The organism is uncultured Thiohalocapsa sp. (genome assembly GCF_913062725.1).
GTDB lineage: Bacteria > Pseudomonadota > Gammaproteobacteria > Chromatiales > Chromatiaceae > Thiohalocapsa.
Map to the genome: position 1 here is coordinate 26,177 of NZ_CAJXWY010000015.1, position 14,076 is coordinate 40,252.

Consider the following 14,076-nt stretch of genomic DNA (forward strand, 5'->3'; position numbering starts at 1 on the left):
GTCCCTCGCCAAGATCCTCATGCAGGAGATCACAAGCATGTCCAACACACCCATCAATGCGCAACAACATCCCCCCCTGCCGCTTGGCTACACGCCGGAAGCCGCCGAGTCTACCGCCGGCGGAAAAACGGCGGTCGCCGGAGACGCTGGTGTGCCTGCCCCTCCGGCACCCAAGCCCCGTGACCTCGACGGCCTGCCCAGCCCTCGCCCCCCGAGTGGCGCTGATACCACACAAACCAACGCGCGCATCAATGCGCTCACCGCAAACCTGCACACCGATGTGACTGCAATGCTGAGTCTTATGCATGAGGTGAGCCGCGAAACGCGCAAGTCCGCCGCGGAAGTCCGCGCCGCCGAACGGGAGACACGCTTCAACCTGCTGCAATCCGGCGTCGATGATCTTCGCGAGGCCGCCAAATGGGCACTCGCCGCGGGTGTGGTCGCCGCCGCCGGCAAAGTGGTGCAGGGCTTTGCGAGCATGGGGGCCGGTGCCATAAAAACCGGGGCTGGCGGGCTGGCGGCGCTCGGTGGTGGCTTGAGTGCAGCCGGCGGGATCAAGGGGCAGGGTATGATGAGTACGAATCCCACGGGAGCAGAACTCGTGGCGCAACAGTGGAGTGGCTATGGCAAGGTCGCCGAAGGCGCCGGCAACGCCGCCTCGGGTGCCGCCGATGGTGTCAGCGGCTCAGGCGGCGTGGTCAGCGGTATCGCGGATGCCGTAGCCGCAGGCTTCAACTACAAATCGAAACAGAAAGAGGCCGACCAGAAGGCCAAGGAAGCCGAGGCTGAGCGCCTACAGGCGGGCATCGAACGCAGCAGCGAATTCATCCAGAGCATGCGCGATACCCTGCAGGACATCCAGCAGCGCCTGGCCGCCATGCAGCAATCCGAGCACGACACGGCGGTGGCCGTGGTGCGGGTCTGATGCGGAGGCGAGCATGAGCGAGCCCACCCATGACGCAGCGGCGCGGACCCCCGCCGAGGACCAGATGGACCTGGACGCACTCCTTGAGGCGTTCAGCCGCGAAGGTGCCGTTCTCGGCGATTTCGAAGGCCTGAGCAAGCACCATTACGAAGCCCTGTATGGCATGGCCTACAACCTGTACGAGGCCGAGCGCTACCGCGACGCACGCGAGCTATTTTGCTATCTCTGCAGCCGCAATCATCTCGAGCAGCGCTTTTGGCTGGGGCTGGGCGCCTGCCAGCAGATGCTCGGCCTGCACGATCAAGCCACCACCGCCTATGCCTTCGCCAACCTGCTCGACGTGGACGATCCCCGATCGGCGTTACACGCGGGTGAATGCCTGCTGGCATCCGGACAGCACACCGAGGCGGCCGACGCCCTCAACGATGCCCTGACCACAGCCGGTGCCGGCACCGGGGGCATCAACACCGCCGTCGCCCAGCGCGCGCAGGCGCTCCTGGCGACGGTCAGCAGCCAAGACAGCACGGGGATGGAAGCATGACCAGCATCAGCACCTCCAATCCACCATCACCGTCGAGCGTGCCGGGCCCCGGTGGCGTGGCGGGCGACGCCCGGCCGGCGGCGACGGTCGACAACAGCACCATGACACCTCCCGGCCCCAGTGCCGGTGATACGCTGCGCAACGCCAACGGCGCTCCACGGCTGGCGAAACCGGGCGCGGACAACGCCAACCTGTCCACCGCCATGCTGGAGCTCCAGAGTCTACTGGCCGGAGAGCAAATCAAGCAAAGCAAGCAACAGATCGAGAGCAACCAGGCGGAGCGGAAAGCCCGCTACGAGGAAGCGGCGCAGAAGCTCGAGAAGGCCATCGACAAACTGAAAGAGGCCGAGAAGTGGCAAAACATTGCCAACAACCTGTCCCGGCTCTCCAAGATCGCGGCGTTCGTAGGCGGCGTCGCCGGCGCGGTGGGTAGCGCCGCCGCCTTGATCGGCGGCACAATGACCATCGTCAGCGCCGTTTCCGCCGGAAGCCTGAGCTGGATACAAATTGGCTTTCTGACCGTCGGCGCCATCGGACTCGGCATCGCCGCGCTCAGCACGGCTGCGGCGATCGGTCTTGAAGCCAGCAACAGAACCGGTCTGACGGACAAAGCCATCGATGCCGCCATTGATGAGTTCCTGGACAAGACCAATAAGGACATGAGTGAGCAGGATCGAGAATGGATAAAGCTTGGTGTGAAAATAGCCATGCAGTTGGCCATCACCACCGTTGGCATGGTGGGCTCAGTCATGTCCACGGGCGTGGGCGCCGCTGCTGCGGTCACCAAAGTCAGCGGCTTCTGCGCGAAAATCGCCGACGCGATAGCCGCAGCCGTCAAAGGGCTCGTCCAAGGGATGGCCAAAGCGGCCCCCAAGCTGATCGCGACCGGCATAACACAGTTTGTACAAGGTGCTGCGCAAACGGGTATAGGCGCCACCGAAATCGTACAGTCGATCAAACGGTTTGAGGCGGACAACGAAAAAGCCGACGCCGCGGCGGACAAAGTGCTGATCCAAAAACTGTCCGCCCTCCTCGAAGAAGAGTCGGAGCGCATACAGGAGATGATGGAGCAGTTGGACGCCACCGTTGCCCGGGTAATCGCGAGCATGCGTGCCGACGCCGAGACCAACAGCCTGATTGCGCGACAGATGGTATAACCGGCGCACAGCCATGATCGGCGCTGCCCGCTACCGGGCCGGGCAGACGCCGTCGCGCACCGGGGGGACGGCGCATGACACTGAGTGAGATCGATACGCTGCTAGCACGGGAGCTCGGCCTGGATGCCTGCGGCCTCGCAGACACGGGCGAGCAGGTGCTCACCATCGATGACGTCCGCCTACGACTGCAGGCGCAGGGGCAACGCCTGCTCCTATTGGCGGAGCTCGAGCCACTCGCGGCCACCACCCGAGACCAAGCCCCACAACTGCGTGCAATGCTGCAACAGAGCCTGGGCCACTTCGCGCAAGCGCCGGCGCTTTGTCTCGATGCCGCCACCGATACCCTCCAGCTTTATTCCGCAATTGACATGCCAGGCTTGGAGCCCAGCGCGCTGATCGCCAGCCTGGAAACCCTGATCGCCACAACCGAGCGATGGCAGAGCGGCACCGAAGCAAGCTCGCCTGCGGACCTACTGGCCTGGTCTGCAGGGTTTCTACGGCCATGATGGGGCGGATCGTGTCGCTGTATGTGCTGCTCTGCGTCGTCTCCGGCACCGCGGCGGCCGAGCCGCCCTGGCGCCCGGAGCCCTATGCCGTGCATTGCGACGACGAAGCCCTACACGCCCTGCTGCGCGGCTTCGCGGCCTCCCAGGGTCTGCCCCTGGACATCGCCGCCGCCGTGCCGCAGCACCGCATCAGCGGCACCTTCCCGCCGCGGGCGCCGAGGCAGTTTCTCGAAACACTCACGGCGCTGTTCGACCTTGGCTGGTTCTACGATGGCAGCCGCCTCCATGTCTTTCCGCTGACTGACGTGGCCGGCGAGATCGTGGCCTTGAACCGCGTCCCGAGCGGGCGCCTCGAGCAGGCCCTGGCCGCCATCGGCGTCGGCGGCCACATCCGCTGGCGCTCCCTCGGCGGCGACGGCACGGTCTATCTGTCGGGTCCGGCGCTGTTCCGGACCCTCGCCAAGCGCACCATCGACACCCTCAACGACGAGCTGGCCGCGGTGGCCGCGCCCGCCGGCGAGCGTATCTATCATTGGGTGGACGAGCAGGGGGTGCTCCATTACAGCTCCAGCCATCCCGATGCACCCTCGACGCTGCAGGCGGTGGGCACATCGCCGCGCTCGCGATCCGGCGCCGCAGGCGCGTTGGCGCAGTCGCGCCCGGCGACGGAGGCCCGGCCATGAACGCATGGCTGTTCAAAGTCCTCACCGGCGCCCAGGCCGGCGCCGCCGCAGAAATCGCGCCCGACGTCAGCTACCTCATCGGCGCGGACGACCAGGCGGACATCGTGCTGCGCGATTCCCGGGTCCCGCGGCACCTGGCACGGGCACGACTGACGCCCGACGGCATGCGTCTGGAGGTGCTCGACGACGGCCTGGGCCACGACGGCGCCCGCCTCGCCCGGGGCACGACCCTCGACCTCGGCCCCTTTTCGCTGGTCGCCTGCGGCGCGTGCTGGTGTGCCTTTGGCCCCGCCGATGCGCCCTGGCCACAGTTGGCGATTCCCGCGGAGATGCCCGCGGCGCAGGCGACCACGGCACCAGCAGCCGGCGAAGCGCCGCAGCCCAGCGAGCCACACCAGGCGGCGGCGGACGCCGCATCAGACGGTGCCGCGGCGCCGCCGGCACCATCGCCGAGCACCGCCACGGACGGGGATACGCCCCTGCCGTCGGTGTCCATGGCGCAGGCGGACGAGGATATCCGTGGACCGGCGCGAGGCAACGGGGGACCGCCCTTCTGGGCCTTTGCACTCAGCGCCGTGGTCTTGGGGGGCGGCTTGCTCGCGCTCCAGCTCACGAACCGCGCGACGACCGCCGATGCCGGGGGGGCGGTCAGCATCAGCGCCGATCCGGCCGTGCTCTCGCGCTGGCTGGATGAGAACGGCTTCTCGCAGCTGCAAGTCGAGCCGGGGACGCCGCCAATCCTCACGGGCGTCGTGGCGACGCGGGTCGATCGACGCGCCCTGGCAGAGGCCCTGCGCAGCAACGGCCTGGTTGCGCAGAACCGTGTCGTCGCCGAGGACGCCGTGCTGGCGGCGGCGCAGACGGTGCTCGACAGCTTCGGCGCCGGGCTCGACGCCGTCGCCATCGGTGATGGCACCCTGGCCGTTCGCGGCGAGCCGCCGGCGGACCTCGGCTTCCAGGCCATCGCAGCACGGCTGCGAACGGACCTGCCGGGCGCCTTCCAGATCGAGGACCAGACCACCACCAGCACCGACACCACGGGCATCGACACCGCGGCACCGCGGGCGCCCACCCCGCCGGACCTGCGCATCCGCCGCATTGGCCTGCAGCCCGTGCCACATGTCGTCGATACCAATGGCCACTACTATCTGGTCGGCGCCGAATTCGATGGCGGCTATCGCTTGACCGCCATCACCCTGGACCATCTGTTGTTCATGCGCGGCGACGAAGAGCGCCGCTTCTCACTCGGGGACCTCGCCGGAGGCTAACACCATGTCCCAACAACCCATGCTGATGCTGGATCTGGAAGAGCGGCTGCGCGACGACGCCGACGGTGAGATGCGCCAGCGCCTGTGCGACGACCTGGACACGGAGCGCCAACGCCTCAGCCGCCTACTCGACCAAGGTGCGCCGCCGGCCCATGCCGAAGCCCTCAAGACGCTGATCGGCGCCTACCAGGCTGCCCACGAGACCGTGCAGCGGGTGTGGGCGCGCTTTCATCCGACCCAAGCTGATCGATAACATACACCCAGGAGAACGACCATGGCTTACGACTACACCGCCATCCAGAACAGCATCGGCAGCCGCGTCGCCGAGATGGAACAAAAGCTCAGTGCAGATCACGATATGAATAACGCCAGCGACATGTTCGCCATGCAGATGGAGATGCAGCAGTGGTCCCTTGCGGTCAGCACCCAGAGTACCGTGGCCAAGTCCATCAGCGACGCCCTGCGCGGCATCGTGCAGAAAATGGGCTGAGCCGGATCACACGGAGGAGCCAACACCATGCAGGCCATCGCAGCAACCGAGCCGGAGCTGGTCAAAACACTTACCGAAGTCGGGTTCATGGCGGCCGGCCATGGCCTGCGCACCCAGGCGGAGACCATCTTCTCGGGTCTTGCACATCTGCGCCCCGACAGCGAGGTGCCGGCCATCGGGCAAGCGCTCGCGCTGCTGCAGCAGGGGCAATATCCGCAAGCACAATATCTGCTGCGCGAGCAGGCTTTGAAAATTGCGCCGGAGAGCGGCATGGCCCTGTGCTTCCTCGGCCTGGCGCTACAGCTCGACGGCCAGAGGCAGGCCGCACGCCATGCCTGGGAACAAGCGCGCAGCGGCGCCGATGAGCAGGCGGCGGCGCTGGCCCGCTCGTTGCTCGACGCCGCCTGAGGCCCGAGCCCACACACACTCATGAGGGAGCACCCATGACCATCGATCCCAACGCCACCCCGATCGCGCCGCCGGCGGCCGACGCCGGCGCCGGCACCGGCGTACCCATCGCTCCCGCAGCCGGAGATCAGGCGGCCTTCGAGCAAGCCCTGCACCAAGACGCACAGCAGCCGGAGGATAGCGGCACAGCGGCCCCGGAGGGCATCGAAGCCGCCGCCGGCGCACAACAGCCAACAGCGGCACAACCGACCCCCGCCACACAACCGTCCGCACCGGTCGGCCCCGATGGCCCCCCCATGGCCGCAGCCCCCGTCGAGGCGCCGGGCGATCGACTCATCGCAGGCTTGGAGCGGCTGCGCAGCGCAACACAATGGCCCGCGCCGCCGTCGTCAGAGGCTGCGCTCGACACGCCGGGGCTGCTGCAGTACCAGGCGCAATGGCTGCGCGCGCAGTTCGACATCGAGGTCACCGGCAAGGCCGCATCGGTCTCCAAGCAGGACCTCGAAACCCTGCTCAAGGCGCAATGACGCGCCGCCGGCTGCGATTGCTGCTCCCCTGGCTGTTGCTACTGCTGCTAGCTGGCTGCGGTAAGGTTCCGCTCTACGACGATCTACCGCCGAAGGAGGCCAATGCCATGCTGGCCCTGCTGTTACAGCATGGCATCGATGCCGAAAAGCGCTCGGACCGCGACAACCGGGCGGCGGTCAGCGTGCCCGAGCGCAGTGTCAGCGATGCGATTCAGCTGCTCGAGAGTCATGGCCTGCCGCGAGAGCAATTCGAGAGCATTGGCAAGGTGTTCCGCAATTCCGGGCTGGTGTCGTCACCGCTCGAAGAACGCGTGCGCTTCATCTACGCCCTCTCCCAGGACCTCTCGGACACGCTCTCGCGCATCGATGGCGTCACCACCGCGCGGGTGCATGTGGTGCTGCCGGATAACGATCCGCTGGCCGAAGAAGCCACGCCGGCGTCGGCGGCGGTCTTCATCAAGCATCGCGAGGATGCCAGCCTGAGCGCCATGGCGCCGAACATCAAATCGCTGGTCAGCAACAGCATCGAAGGGCTGGACTACGCCAACGTGTCGGTGACCCTGTTTCCAGCCAAGGTCCCGATGATGCGCCCGCAACCGCCTCTGCACAGTATCGGCCCCCTGCGGCTCACGACCGACTCGATCCTGCCCTTCTGGCTGCTCACCCTCGCCGGCATGGCAGTCGGCGGTGCCCTGACCGGCAGCCTGACCTGGGCCTACCTGCGCAAGTGGCGCCGGCACGACCACGACGCGGCCGCCTGAGCCCATGCCCGAGACCGCTCGTGCATCACTGGCCTGGTGGCGCGCCCACTATCGCTTCAACCGCCTCGCCTGCGGCGACATGGATCCGAGCTGGTGGCCATCCCTGCGCCACGGCCACCTTGCCCGCCGGCTCGCGGACTGCGAGCGCGCCCGGCGTGCCGTCTCGGTACACCTCTATCAGCAACAGGGGCTGAATCCGGACGCCTGGCATGAGTGCCGGGATGTGCCGGCGTGCTACGGCCTGCTCCCACCGGCGCTGCTCCAGGCGCTGCTGCGGCGTCTGGGCCTGGTGCTGGCCGCCCCGGCAATCATCGCTGAAATCCGCCGCCCCCACCTCGAGCACATCCGACAGCAGTTGGGAGCGGACTTTGTCTTCGCCCGGCAGCGGGTGCCCTTGCTGGGCGTTACGGTCGACATGACGCCACCGGTGCCGCATGATGCGCAACCCTGGCCACAACACGCCCTGGCGCTGGGCTACGCCTGGGCACGGCTTGCGTGGGCCGACTGCGATGCCGACTGGCACGGCCGCGTGCGATGGAAATTGCCCGCCGCACTGCCCGCAGCCCCCGGCCGTCCCGACACGCCACCGCCCGCGTGGCTCTGGCCCAAGTTGCTGTACGAGCTCGACCGCCCATGGCAAGACTTCCTCGCCTCACACGGGACTTCACCTGCCCCCCCGGACCTGGCATCGTCCGCGCAGACGACTACCGGGCGCTCGTCGACGCCCGAAAGCTGATCGAAGCCGCGCAGCGCGATGCCGATGCGCTGCGCCAGCAGGCTGCCGAGGCCTTCGAGGCGGAAAAGCAGCGCGGTTATGAGGCGGGCCTGGCGCAGGCGGGCGCAGAGGCCGTGGAGCAACGCCTGCGTCTCGCCGCGGAAACCGTGGACTACCTCAACACCCTCGAGAAAGACCTCGCGCGCATCGTCTCCGAGGCCGTGCGCCGGGTCCTGTCCCACCACGACGACGACGCGCTGGTGCTCGACGCCGTCCGCCGGGGCCTCGACGCACTCGGCGCCCACCGCCAGGTGACGCTGCGCGTGCACCCCGAGCGCAAGGCCGGTGTCCAGGAACGGTTACAGACCTTGGCTCGCCACCGCGGCACCCCCAGCCATGTCGACGTTGTCGCCGATCCCGGGCTGTCTGCGCGCGACGCGGTGCTCGAAAGCGCGGCGGGCGTGGTCGACGCCAGTGTCGATGTACAACTCGCCGCCATCGAACAGGCATTACACAGGCAGATGGGGCACGGCGAGCGCTGAACGGCTCGCAACAGCACCCATGGCATCGCCACCGCGGTGCCAGCCGAGTCCTCGTCTAGTCCTCGGCCCTGCGCTGCTCACGGACCCAGCGCAGCACCTCCGCGACGGGCTCGACCAGGTCTCGGGGAATGTACTGATCGATGTCCACGTCCGCATAGAGGCTGCGTGCCAACGGCACGTTTTCCATGATCGGCACACCCGCCTCCCGGGCAATGGCAATGATCCGCTGCGCCCGTAACTGCTCCCCCTTCGCCACCACCAGCGGCAGCGGTGTCTCGCCGTCTTCGTAGTACAGCGCAACGGCGATGCGCGTGGGATTGGTAATGACCACGGAGGCATGGCGGACGTTGTGCTCCGCCGCACTCATCGCCATTTGCTGGTGCAGCTGTCGACGCTTGCCCTTGATGAGCGGATCCCCCTCCATCTCCTTGTACTCGCGCTTGACTTCATCCTTGGTCATTTTCAGCTCCTTGGTATGCTGAAAACGCTGGAACGCCAGATCGAAGCCGGCGATCACCAGAAAGGCGACACCGGTATAGGCGGCGACGGCCAACAGCGACTGCCTCAGGATCGGCAGCAGGCAGCCCTGGCCGCAGTACGGTAACTTCAGCAGCGGCTCGAGCGATTCCATGATAACGATCGTGCTGAGCACGCCCAGGAATATAATCTTCACCACTGATTTCAGCAGCTCCACCAGATTCTTGAGTGAAAAGATCTTCTTGATGCCCTGGCCGGGATTGAGCTTCTTCAGATCCGGCTTGACGGGCTGGAAGCTGAGCAGAAAGCCCACCTGCATGATGTTGCCGATAATGCCCAGCAGCGCCGCGGCGAGCACCACCGGCAGGACCAGCAACGAGACCTGCACGAACAGTGTCGTTCCCAGCTCGCTCATGGCCTGTGCAATGGGCACGTCCACGAGTCGGGTGGGCGCGAGCAACAACGCCTCCAGCCGTCGCAGCATAAATGGCAGATAGGCGTACAACACCGCGAACAGCCCCGCCAATACCACCACAGACGTGAGATCCTTGCTCTGCGCAACCTGCCCTTTCTGACGCGCATCGCGACGCTTTTTCGGCGTCGGCTGCTCGCTTTTCTCGCTCATTCCAGTACCTTGCGCAGCATTAGCAGACGTGCATCGAGCGCGCCCAAACCTTCGGCGAAGACCTGCAGCAGTACGCCGAGGTAGAGAATCAGCACGAAGAAAGCGATGCCACTCTTGATGGGCATGGCCAGAAAGAACACGTTGAGCTGCGGCGTGAAGCGGCTGATGAGCCCCAGCGCCAGCTCGGCGAGAAACATGGCGATGACCACAGGCGCGGCATAGAACACGGTCGCGACCATGAGCTCGTCGAGGAGACCCAGGAAGTATAGCGCCGTGCTCGACGACACCTGCGGCGTAAAGGCAGTGACGGGCCAGAAATCATAGCTCTCGTACACCAACAGCAACAATGCCAGTAAACCGCCGCCGACCAGGAAGAAAACGCTCAGGGTCTGACTCAGGAACAATCCCAGCGGTGACGTTTGCTCGCCGGTCATGGGGCTGACGCTGCTGGCCATGGTCGTGCCGCGTTGGTTATCGATGAAAAAGCCCAGCCCTTCGATGGCCCAGAACAGGATCGCCACCGAAAAGCCAATGGCCACCCCCAACAGCAGCTCCTTCGCCACCAGGCCCAGCAGATGCAAAAACACGGGCTCTGTCGGCACATGCTCGCGCATGGACGGCAGCAGCGGCAGGGCCAGTACCACGATGAGCGTGTTGCGCACCTGTCCCGGCAGCATCTGCTGGCTCATGAACGGCAGCATCAGCAGCAAGCCGGTCAGTCGCGGCACCGCCAGCACCAATGCCAGCAGCCAAGGCTTGATGACGTCCACCAGCTCCATGCCGTCGCCGTCTGCTCACAAGTTGCGAATGCTGTCGAAGGTGCGCAGCGCGTATTGGTACAGCTCGCCCCCGACCCAGGTGACGGTGAGGGCAATGGTGATGGACACCGCGATCAGCTTGAAGGCGAAAGACAGGGTTTGCTCCTGTACCTGCGTCAGCGCCTGCAGCAAGCTCACCAGGGTACCCACCACGGCCGCCACGATGATGGGTGGCAGCGACAGCAGCAGCACCAGGGTCAGCAGCTGGATCGCGAGCTCGATGACGCTTTGCTGTGACATAAGCCCCTGCCGCCCCGCTACTGATACGTCAGTATCAATCCCTGCAACAGCCGCGTCCAGCCATCCAGGTACACGAACAAAAGCAGCTTGAAAGGCAGGGAGATGGTCATGGGCGAGACCATCATCATGCCCATGGCCAACAGGATGTTCGACACCACGAGATCGATGGCGATGAAGGGCAGGTAGATGAGCAGACCGATCTCGAAGGCCGTGGTCAGCTCGCTGACGACGAACGAAGGAATCAGGATCGCGAGATGATCAGACGCGATCTCGGGCTGGAAATCCGGCGGCCAGATGCGTCGTGCGGCGGTGATGAACATCTCCTGCTCGTGGCCGTCGGTATGGCGCACCATGAACTCCCGAAATGGCGCGATACCCGCCCGGAAGACCTCCGCCAGCGAGGCCGGATCGCTGGTATCCACCTGCTCCAAGGCGACAACGGCGTCGTAGGACTCGGTGGCGACGGGTGCCATGATGAACAAAGTCAGCACCAGCGCCAGGGCATTGAGCACGATGTTCGGGGGGACCTGCTGGATGCCCAAGGCGTTGCGCAACAGGTGCATCACCACCACCAGCTTGATAAAGGCCGTGACCATCATGCCAAGAAACGGCGCCAGGCCGAGCAGACCCAGCCCGACGATCAGCAGCAGGGGATCCGGCAGCCCGTTAGCCATGGGCGTCCTGCCCCGCGCCGAGCACCCGCAGCACCACCTGCTCATCGATCTCCATGGCCTGAGCCAGCACCAGCACGTCGCCGTCGTGGGTCACCCGGAGCGGTCCGCCGAGCGATTGGCCAACGTGCAGACGACTCCCCGGGTGCAGCGCCGCCGCCGTCGCCGCATCCAGTGGCACCGGCGCGTAGTCGAGACACACACCACCGGCCCGTGCATCGGCCCCGGGATGCCAATCCACCAACGCCACGCTGTGCATATCCGCCGGGTCGTCCTGTTGTAAGGTCCAGTGGCCGTCGTCCAGGACGAGCACCGGCGCCGGTAGGGCCGTCCAGCCGGTGAGGATCAGATCATCGCCGCCCAGCGTCCCGAGCGCATCCACTGCGAGCGGCAGGGTGCCCAGCGTCAGCGTCGCCGCCACCGGGCAGTCGTCGCGCAGGGGCAGGCGCTGCAGCGATTGCAGCAGGCTCCCGGTGAGGCGCTCGTGCAAGCGCAGGCCGACGCGACCGAGAGGGTCGTGGGCACCGCCGATGGCCGCGACCAGCCGCACGTCTGCGCCGTCTGCCGTGTCCGTGAGCGCGGCATCCGGCCCACCGCTCGCCGGCGTCATCGTCAGGTGGTCGATGCGCACGGCGGTGCCCCAGGCCTGCTCCCAAACACCGAGGACCGGGTCCAGCACACAGGCCAGCGCTGCTTCCTGCAGGGCCTGGGGCAGGTCGTGCCAACGCTCGGCCTCCGGCAACGCCGCGGCCAGTAATTGTGTCGTCGCCGCCGCGTCCAGCTCCAGCTCGGCGGGGGCGTCGCCAACGCGCAGCCCAATGCGCAGTGCCGGCTCGGGCCAGTCGGCTTGCGCCAGACCATGCAGGTAGCGCGGCGGCTCCAGCGGCAGGCGCAGCGGTGCGCAGCGCGCGAGCTGCTCGGCATAGGCGGCGGCGCTCATGGACCAGGCTCGTCTTCGGGTCCTGGCAGCACCTGACCGCGTGAGCGCCGGCGTTCATCGCCGCTGCCATCGCCGGTGCCCGCTCCATGCCCGCCGGGGCCACCCTGTAGCTGGACCGTCACGCCCTGATCGAAGCGCTTGCTCAGATGCTCGGCCAGCTGCTCCTGGCGCCCCTGGAACCATTGTTGGCTGCCACCGTCGCCGGGGATGATCTGCAGTCGCAGCTCACCGCCCTGGCGCTCGATTTGGATTTCGGAGCCTTCCAGACCCGGTATCTGCAAGGTCATTCGCACCCGCGCCTGATCCTGTCCGGGCGCATCCACCAGCAATTGGCTGAGCAGGTCCCGGGCGATGCGCGCGAAGGGCTCACCCGCAGCCGCGGACGTGCCCGCCGTCTGCTGTGCCGGCGCCGACGGCGGCTGGGTCTCGGCGTGCAGCCGATCGAGGATACGCGCCCCGTCGAAGCCGAAATCCGCCGACGGCATGGGCTCCGCCGCGGCGGTCACGGTCGGCCTGTCCGACGGTGTCTCTGCGTGCTCCGGGTGATCGCTGCGGCCGACGCCGGGAAGCGCATTGGCGTCGGGCGCCCGCGCCGGCGGTGCAGGCGAGGTCGCGGCCGCCGGGGGGGCGGCCGCACGGGCCGTCTGTTGCGGGGTGCTCGCGCCTGGCATGGCGGGCGCCGCCGGATGCGCGTCGCCGGGCGCCGCGCCGTCGCGTATCACCGCCATGACCTGCGGCTTGGTCGGCGGTGGCGCCGGCGGCGTATCCGGCGCCATCGCCGGGCGCTCCGGGCGGTGGTTGTGACCGATATCGGGAGGCGCGTCGACATGGTGCGCACGCGCCTGCGCAGGCGCCGCAGGCGCAGCCGCCGGGGGCGTGGGGACTCGGGCCCCCGGGCGCCGGGCGGAAGCATCCGCCTGGGCACGCGCCGCCGGCGACGCTCGGCCGTCGGCCGCCGCGGCGGGCTTGGCTGCGAGCGGCCCGGCATCCGCTGCGGCGGTGCCACGGGTGTCTGTCACCGGCGCATGGACGGTCGGCCGGGCCGCATCGAAACGGCCGTCGGCGCCGGCTTCGTCCGCTTCATCCATCATTCCGCCATCGGCCGACGCGGGCTCATGGGCGATGGTCTGTTCGGTGTCCTTCGCCAGCAGCCGCCGCAGTCGCTGTGCATCGGTATGCAGCGTCTGCGCCACCGGCGTATCGCCGGTGTGCCGCGCCGGCGGCGCGGGCGACGCCTTGGGATCAGCGCCAATCTTCGACATTCAGGTCACCTTCGGGTGGCGGTAGTCCTGGTCCGGCGCGCGTTGGGCCGAGGTCCTCGACGGCGTGCTCTGCGCTGCGCTCGCCGGCGCGTCGCTGTTCATCACGCCAAAGGTCGGCCTGTTCATCAAATTTCTCCCGACTGCGCATCGTCACGCGATGGCGGTCCACCGCCTGTTGGTAGTCGGCGTGCGCCTGTTGCCAACGCGCCTGACTGGCGTCCAGGGCCTCCGCCAGCCCCAGCTCCTCGGTCCGCAGGGACGCACACGCATCGCGGTAGCGTCGCAAATCCTGCGGCGACGCCGGTCGCGGCAAATCATCGAACAGGCGCTGGACCTCACGGGGTCGCCACGCCTTGAACGCCCGCAGGCGCTCGCGCGCCGAATCGCGCTCACGCGTCATCTGCTCCAGACGCTTCATGCGGCGGTGACGCGCCGCCGCCGCCGAGTGTTCACGGTGGCGCTTGACGGCGAGCAGCGCATCAATCACACCCTGTTCGGGCAACTGCGATCGCACCGGTCA

20 protein-coding genes are annotated in these 14,076 nt (G+C 67.3%); 13 read left to right on the plus strand and 7 right to left on the minus strand.

Features of this window, described 5'->3' with window-relative positions; all coding sequences use genetic code 11:
- Positions 1–37 precede the first annotated feature (37 nt).
- The 13 genes from sctB to QZ588_RS05955 all read left to right on the plus strand — a co-directional run bounded on the left by sctB (position 38) and on the right by QZ588_RS05955 (position 8,523).
- A complete protein-coding gene (sctB, locus tag QZ588_RS05895; protein ID WP_295540815.1) occupies positions 38–925 on the plus strand; it encodes a type III secretion system translocon subunit SctB in 888 nt (295 codons plus the stop codon).
- A 13-nt stretch (positions 926–938) separates the two neighbouring features.
- The gene (locus tag QZ588_RS05900; protein WP_295540817.1) at positions 939–1,466 is read left to right on the plus strand and encodes a SycD/LcrH family type III secretion system chaperone; all 528 of its coding nucleotides are present in this window, start codon (positions 939–941) and stop codon (positions 1,464–1,466) included.
- The gene (gene sctE / locus QZ588_RS05905) at positions 1,463–2,623 is read left to right on the plus strand and encodes a type III secretion system translocon subunit SctE (protein WP_295540819.1); all 1,161 of its coding nucleotides are present in this window, start codon (positions 1,463–1,465) and stop codon (positions 2,621–2,623) included. The genes QZ588_RS05900 and sctE overlap by 4 nt, the downstream gene beginning before the upstream one ends.
- 74 nt (positions 2,624–2,697) lie before the next feature.
- Positions 2,698–3,129: a CesT family type III secretion system chaperone gene (locus tag QZ588_RS05910; protein ID WP_295540821.1), complete on the plus strand. Its 432-nt coding sequence runs from the start codon at positions 2,698–2,700 to the stop codon at positions 3,127–3,129.
- Positions 3,126–3,812, plus strand: coding sequence for a DUF4124 domain-containing protein (locus QZ588_RS05915; RefSeq protein ID WP_295540823.1), 687 nt, complete (start codon positions 3,126–3,128; stop codon positions 3,810–3,812). The genes QZ588_RS05910 and QZ588_RS05915 overlap by 4 nt, the downstream gene beginning before the upstream one ends.
- Entirely contained in the window at positions 3,809–5,080 is a 1,272-nt protein-coding gene (locus QZ588_RS05920) for an FHA domain-containing protein (protein ID WP_295540825.1), read from the plus strand. Before QZ588_RS05915 ends, QZ588_RS05920 begins: the two co-directional genes overlap by 4 nt.
- A 4-nt stretch (positions 5,081–5,084) precedes the next feature.
- Positions 5,085–5,333, plus strand: coding sequence for a hypothetical protein (locus tag QZ588_RS05925; RefSeq protein WP_295540827.1), 249 nt, complete (start codon positions 5,085–5,087; stop codon positions 5,331–5,333).
- A gap of 21 nt (positions 5,334–5,354) precedes the next feature.
- Positions 5,355–5,570: an EscF/YscF/HrpA family type III secretion system needle major subunit gene (locus QZ588_RS05930; RefSeq protein ID WP_295540829.1), complete on the plus strand. Its 216-nt coding sequence runs from the start codon at positions 5,355–5,357 to the stop codon at positions 5,568–5,570.
- Positions 5,571–5,597: 27 nt separating this feature from the next.
- Entirely contained in the window at positions 5,598–5,978 is a 381-nt protein-coding gene (locus tag QZ588_RS05935) for an HrpB1 family type III secretion system apparatus protein (RefSeq protein WP_295540831.1), read from the plus strand.
- 35 nt (positions 5,979–6,013) lie between these two features.
- Positions 6,014–6,505, plus strand: a complete 492-nt coding sequence (locus QZ588_RS05940; protein WP_295540834.1) for a hypothetical protein — start codon at positions 6,014–6,016, stop codon at positions 6,503–6,505.
- Positions 6,502–7,266 carry a type III secretion system inner membrane ring lipoprotein SctJ gene (gene sctJ, locus QZ588_RS05945; RefSeq protein ID WP_295540835.1) on the plus strand — a complete coding sequence of 255 codons (765 nt, stop codon included), beginning with the start codon at positions 6,502–6,504 and terminating at the stop codon, positions 7,264–7,266. The genes QZ588_RS05940 and sctJ overlap by 4 nt, the downstream gene beginning before the upstream one ends.
- A 4-nt stretch (positions 7,267–7,270) precedes the next feature.
- A complete protein-coding gene (locus tag QZ588_RS05950) occupies positions 7,271–8,002 on the plus strand; it encodes a SctK family type III secretion system sorting platform protein (RefSeq protein WP_295540837.1) in 732 nt (243 codons plus the stop codon).
- A complete protein-coding gene (locus QZ588_RS05955; protein ID WP_295540839.1) occupies positions 7,900–8,523 on the plus strand; it encodes an HrpE/YscL family type III secretion apparatus protein in 624 nt (207 codons plus the stop codon). The genes QZ588_RS05950 and QZ588_RS05955 overlap by 103 nt, the downstream gene beginning before the upstream one ends.
- Positions 8,524–8,578: 55 nt before the next feature.
- Here the strand turns inward: QZ588_RS05955 and sctU are convergent, their stop codons facing one another.
- Genes sctU through QZ588_RS05990 form a run of 7 tightly spaced genes read right to left on the minus strand, consistent with a single transcriptional unit; the run spans position 8,579 to position 14,058 of the window.
- Entirely contained in the window at positions 8,579–9,625 is a 1,047-nt protein-coding gene (gene sctU / locus QZ588_RS05960) for a type III secretion system export apparatus subunit SctU (protein WP_295540841.1), read from the minus strand.
- A complete protein-coding gene (sctT, locus tag QZ588_RS05965) occupies positions 9,622–10,404 on the minus strand; it encodes a type III secretion system export apparatus subunit SctT (RefSeq protein WP_295540843.1) in 783 nt (260 codons plus the stop codon). The genes sctU and sctT overlap by 4 nt, the downstream gene beginning before the upstream one ends.
- A 15-nt stretch (positions 10,405–10,419) precedes the next feature.
- A complete protein-coding gene (sctS, locus tag QZ588_RS05970) occupies positions 10,420–10,683 on the minus strand; it encodes a type III secretion system export apparatus subunit SctS (protein ID WP_295540845.1) in 264 nt (87 codons plus the stop codon).
- 17 nt (positions 10,684–10,700) lie between these two features.
- Positions 10,701–11,357, minus strand: coding sequence for a type III secretion system export apparatus subunit SctR (sctR, locus tag QZ588_RS05975; RefSeq protein ID WP_295540847.1), 657 nt, complete (start codon positions 11,355–11,357; stop codon positions 10,701–10,703).
- Entirely contained in the window at positions 11,350–12,294 is a 945-nt protein-coding gene (locus QZ588_RS05980) for a hypothetical protein (RefSeq protein WP_295540849.1), read from the minus strand. Before QZ588_RS05980 ends, sctR begins: the two co-directional genes overlap by 8 nt.
- Complete coding sequence (locus tag QZ588_RS05985) at positions 12,291–13,556, minus strand: hypothetical protein (protein WP_295540851.1); 1,266 nt, start codon at positions 13,554–13,556, stop codon at positions 12,291–12,293. The genes QZ588_RS05980 and QZ588_RS05985 overlap by 4 nt, the downstream gene beginning before the upstream one ends.
- Positions 13,537–14,058: a YscO family type III secretion system apparatus protein gene (locus tag QZ588_RS05990; RefSeq protein WP_295540852.1), complete on the minus strand. Its 522-nt coding sequence runs from the start codon at positions 14,056–14,058 to the stop codon at positions 13,537–13,539. Before QZ588_RS05990 ends, QZ588_RS05985 begins: the two co-directional genes overlap by 20 nt.
- Between the last annotated feature and the right edge of the window lie 18 nt (positions 14,059–14,076).

What these genes read in the sequence shown, in the direction of transcription:
- sctB (WP_295540815.1), top strand. Translation starts at nt 38, where the DNA reads ATGTCCAACACACCCATCAATGCGCAACAACATCCCCCCCTGCCGCTT.
- QZ588_RS05900 (WP_295540817.1), top strand. Translation starts at nt 939, where the DNA reads ATGAGCGAGCCCACCCATGACGCAGCGGCGCGGACCCCCGCCGAGGAC.
- sctE (WP_295540819.1), top strand. Translation starts at nt 1,463, where the DNA reads ATGACCAGCATCAGCACCTCCAATCCACCATCACCGTCGAGCGTGCCG.
- QZ588_RS05910 (WP_295540821.1), top strand. Translation starts at nt 2,698, where the DNA reads ATGACACTGAGTGAGATCGATACGCTGCTAGCACGGGAGCTCGGCCTG.
- QZ588_RS05915 (WP_295540823.1), top strand. Translation starts at nt 3,126, where the DNA reads ATGATGGGGCGGATCGTGTCGCTGTATGTGCTGCTCTGCGTCGTCTCC.
- QZ588_RS05920 (WP_295540825.1), top strand. Translation starts at nt 3,809, where the DNA reads ATGAACGCATGGCTGTTCAAAGTCCTCACCGGCGCCCAGGCCGGCGCC.
- QZ588_RS05925 (WP_295540827.1), top strand. Translation starts at nt 5,085, where the DNA reads ATGTCCCAACAACCCATGCTGATGCTGGATCTGGAAGAGCGGCTGCGC.
- QZ588_RS05930 (WP_295540829.1), top strand. Translation starts at nt 5,355, where the DNA reads ATGGCTTACGACTACACCGCCATCCAGAACAGCATCGGCAGCCGCGTC.
- QZ588_RS05935 (WP_295540831.1), top strand. Translation starts at nt 5,598, where the DNA reads ATGCAGGCCATCGCAGCAACCGAGCCGGAGCTGGTCAAAACACTTACC.
- QZ588_RS05940 (WP_295540834.1), top strand. Translation starts at nt 6,014, where the DNA reads ATGACCATCGATCCCAACGCCACCCCGATCGCGCCGCCGGCGGCCGAC.
- sctJ (WP_295540835.1), top strand. Translation starts at nt 6,502, where the DNA reads ATGACGCGCCGCCGGCTGCGATTGCTGCTCCCCTGGCTGTTGCTACTG.
- QZ588_RS05950 (WP_295540837.1), top strand. Translation starts at nt 7,271, where the DNA reads ATGCCCGAGACCGCTCGTGCATCACTGGCCTGGTGGCGCGCCCACTAT.
- QZ588_RS05955 (WP_295540839.1), top strand. Translation starts at nt 7,900, where the DNA reads ATGGCAAGACTTCCTCGCCTCACACGGGACTTCACCTGCCCCCCCGGA.
- sctU (WP_295540841.1), bottom strand. Translation starts at nt 9,625, where the DNA reads ATGAGCGAGAAAAGCGAGCAGCCGACGCCGAAAAAGCGTCGCGATGCG.
- sctT (WP_295540843.1), bottom strand. Translation starts at nt 10,404, where the DNA reads ATGGAGCTGGTGGACGTCATCAAGCCTTGGCTGCTGGCATTGGTGCTG.
- sctS (WP_295540845.1), bottom strand. Translation starts at nt 10,683, where the DNA reads ATGTCACAGCAAAGCGTCATCGAGCTCGCGATCCAGCTGCTGACCCTG.
- sctR (WP_295540847.1), bottom strand. Translation starts at nt 11,357, where the DNA reads ATGGCTAACGGGCTGCCGGATCCCCTGCTGCTGATCGTCGGGCTGGGT.
- QZ588_RS05980 (WP_295540849.1), bottom strand. Translation starts at nt 12,294, where the DNA reads ATGAGCGCCGCCGCCTATGCCGAGCAGCTCGCGCGCTGCGCACCGCTG.
- QZ588_RS05985 (WP_295540851.1), bottom strand. Translation starts at nt 13,556, where the DNA reads ATGTCGAAGATTGGCGCTGATCCCAAGGCGTCGCCCGCGCCGCCGGCG.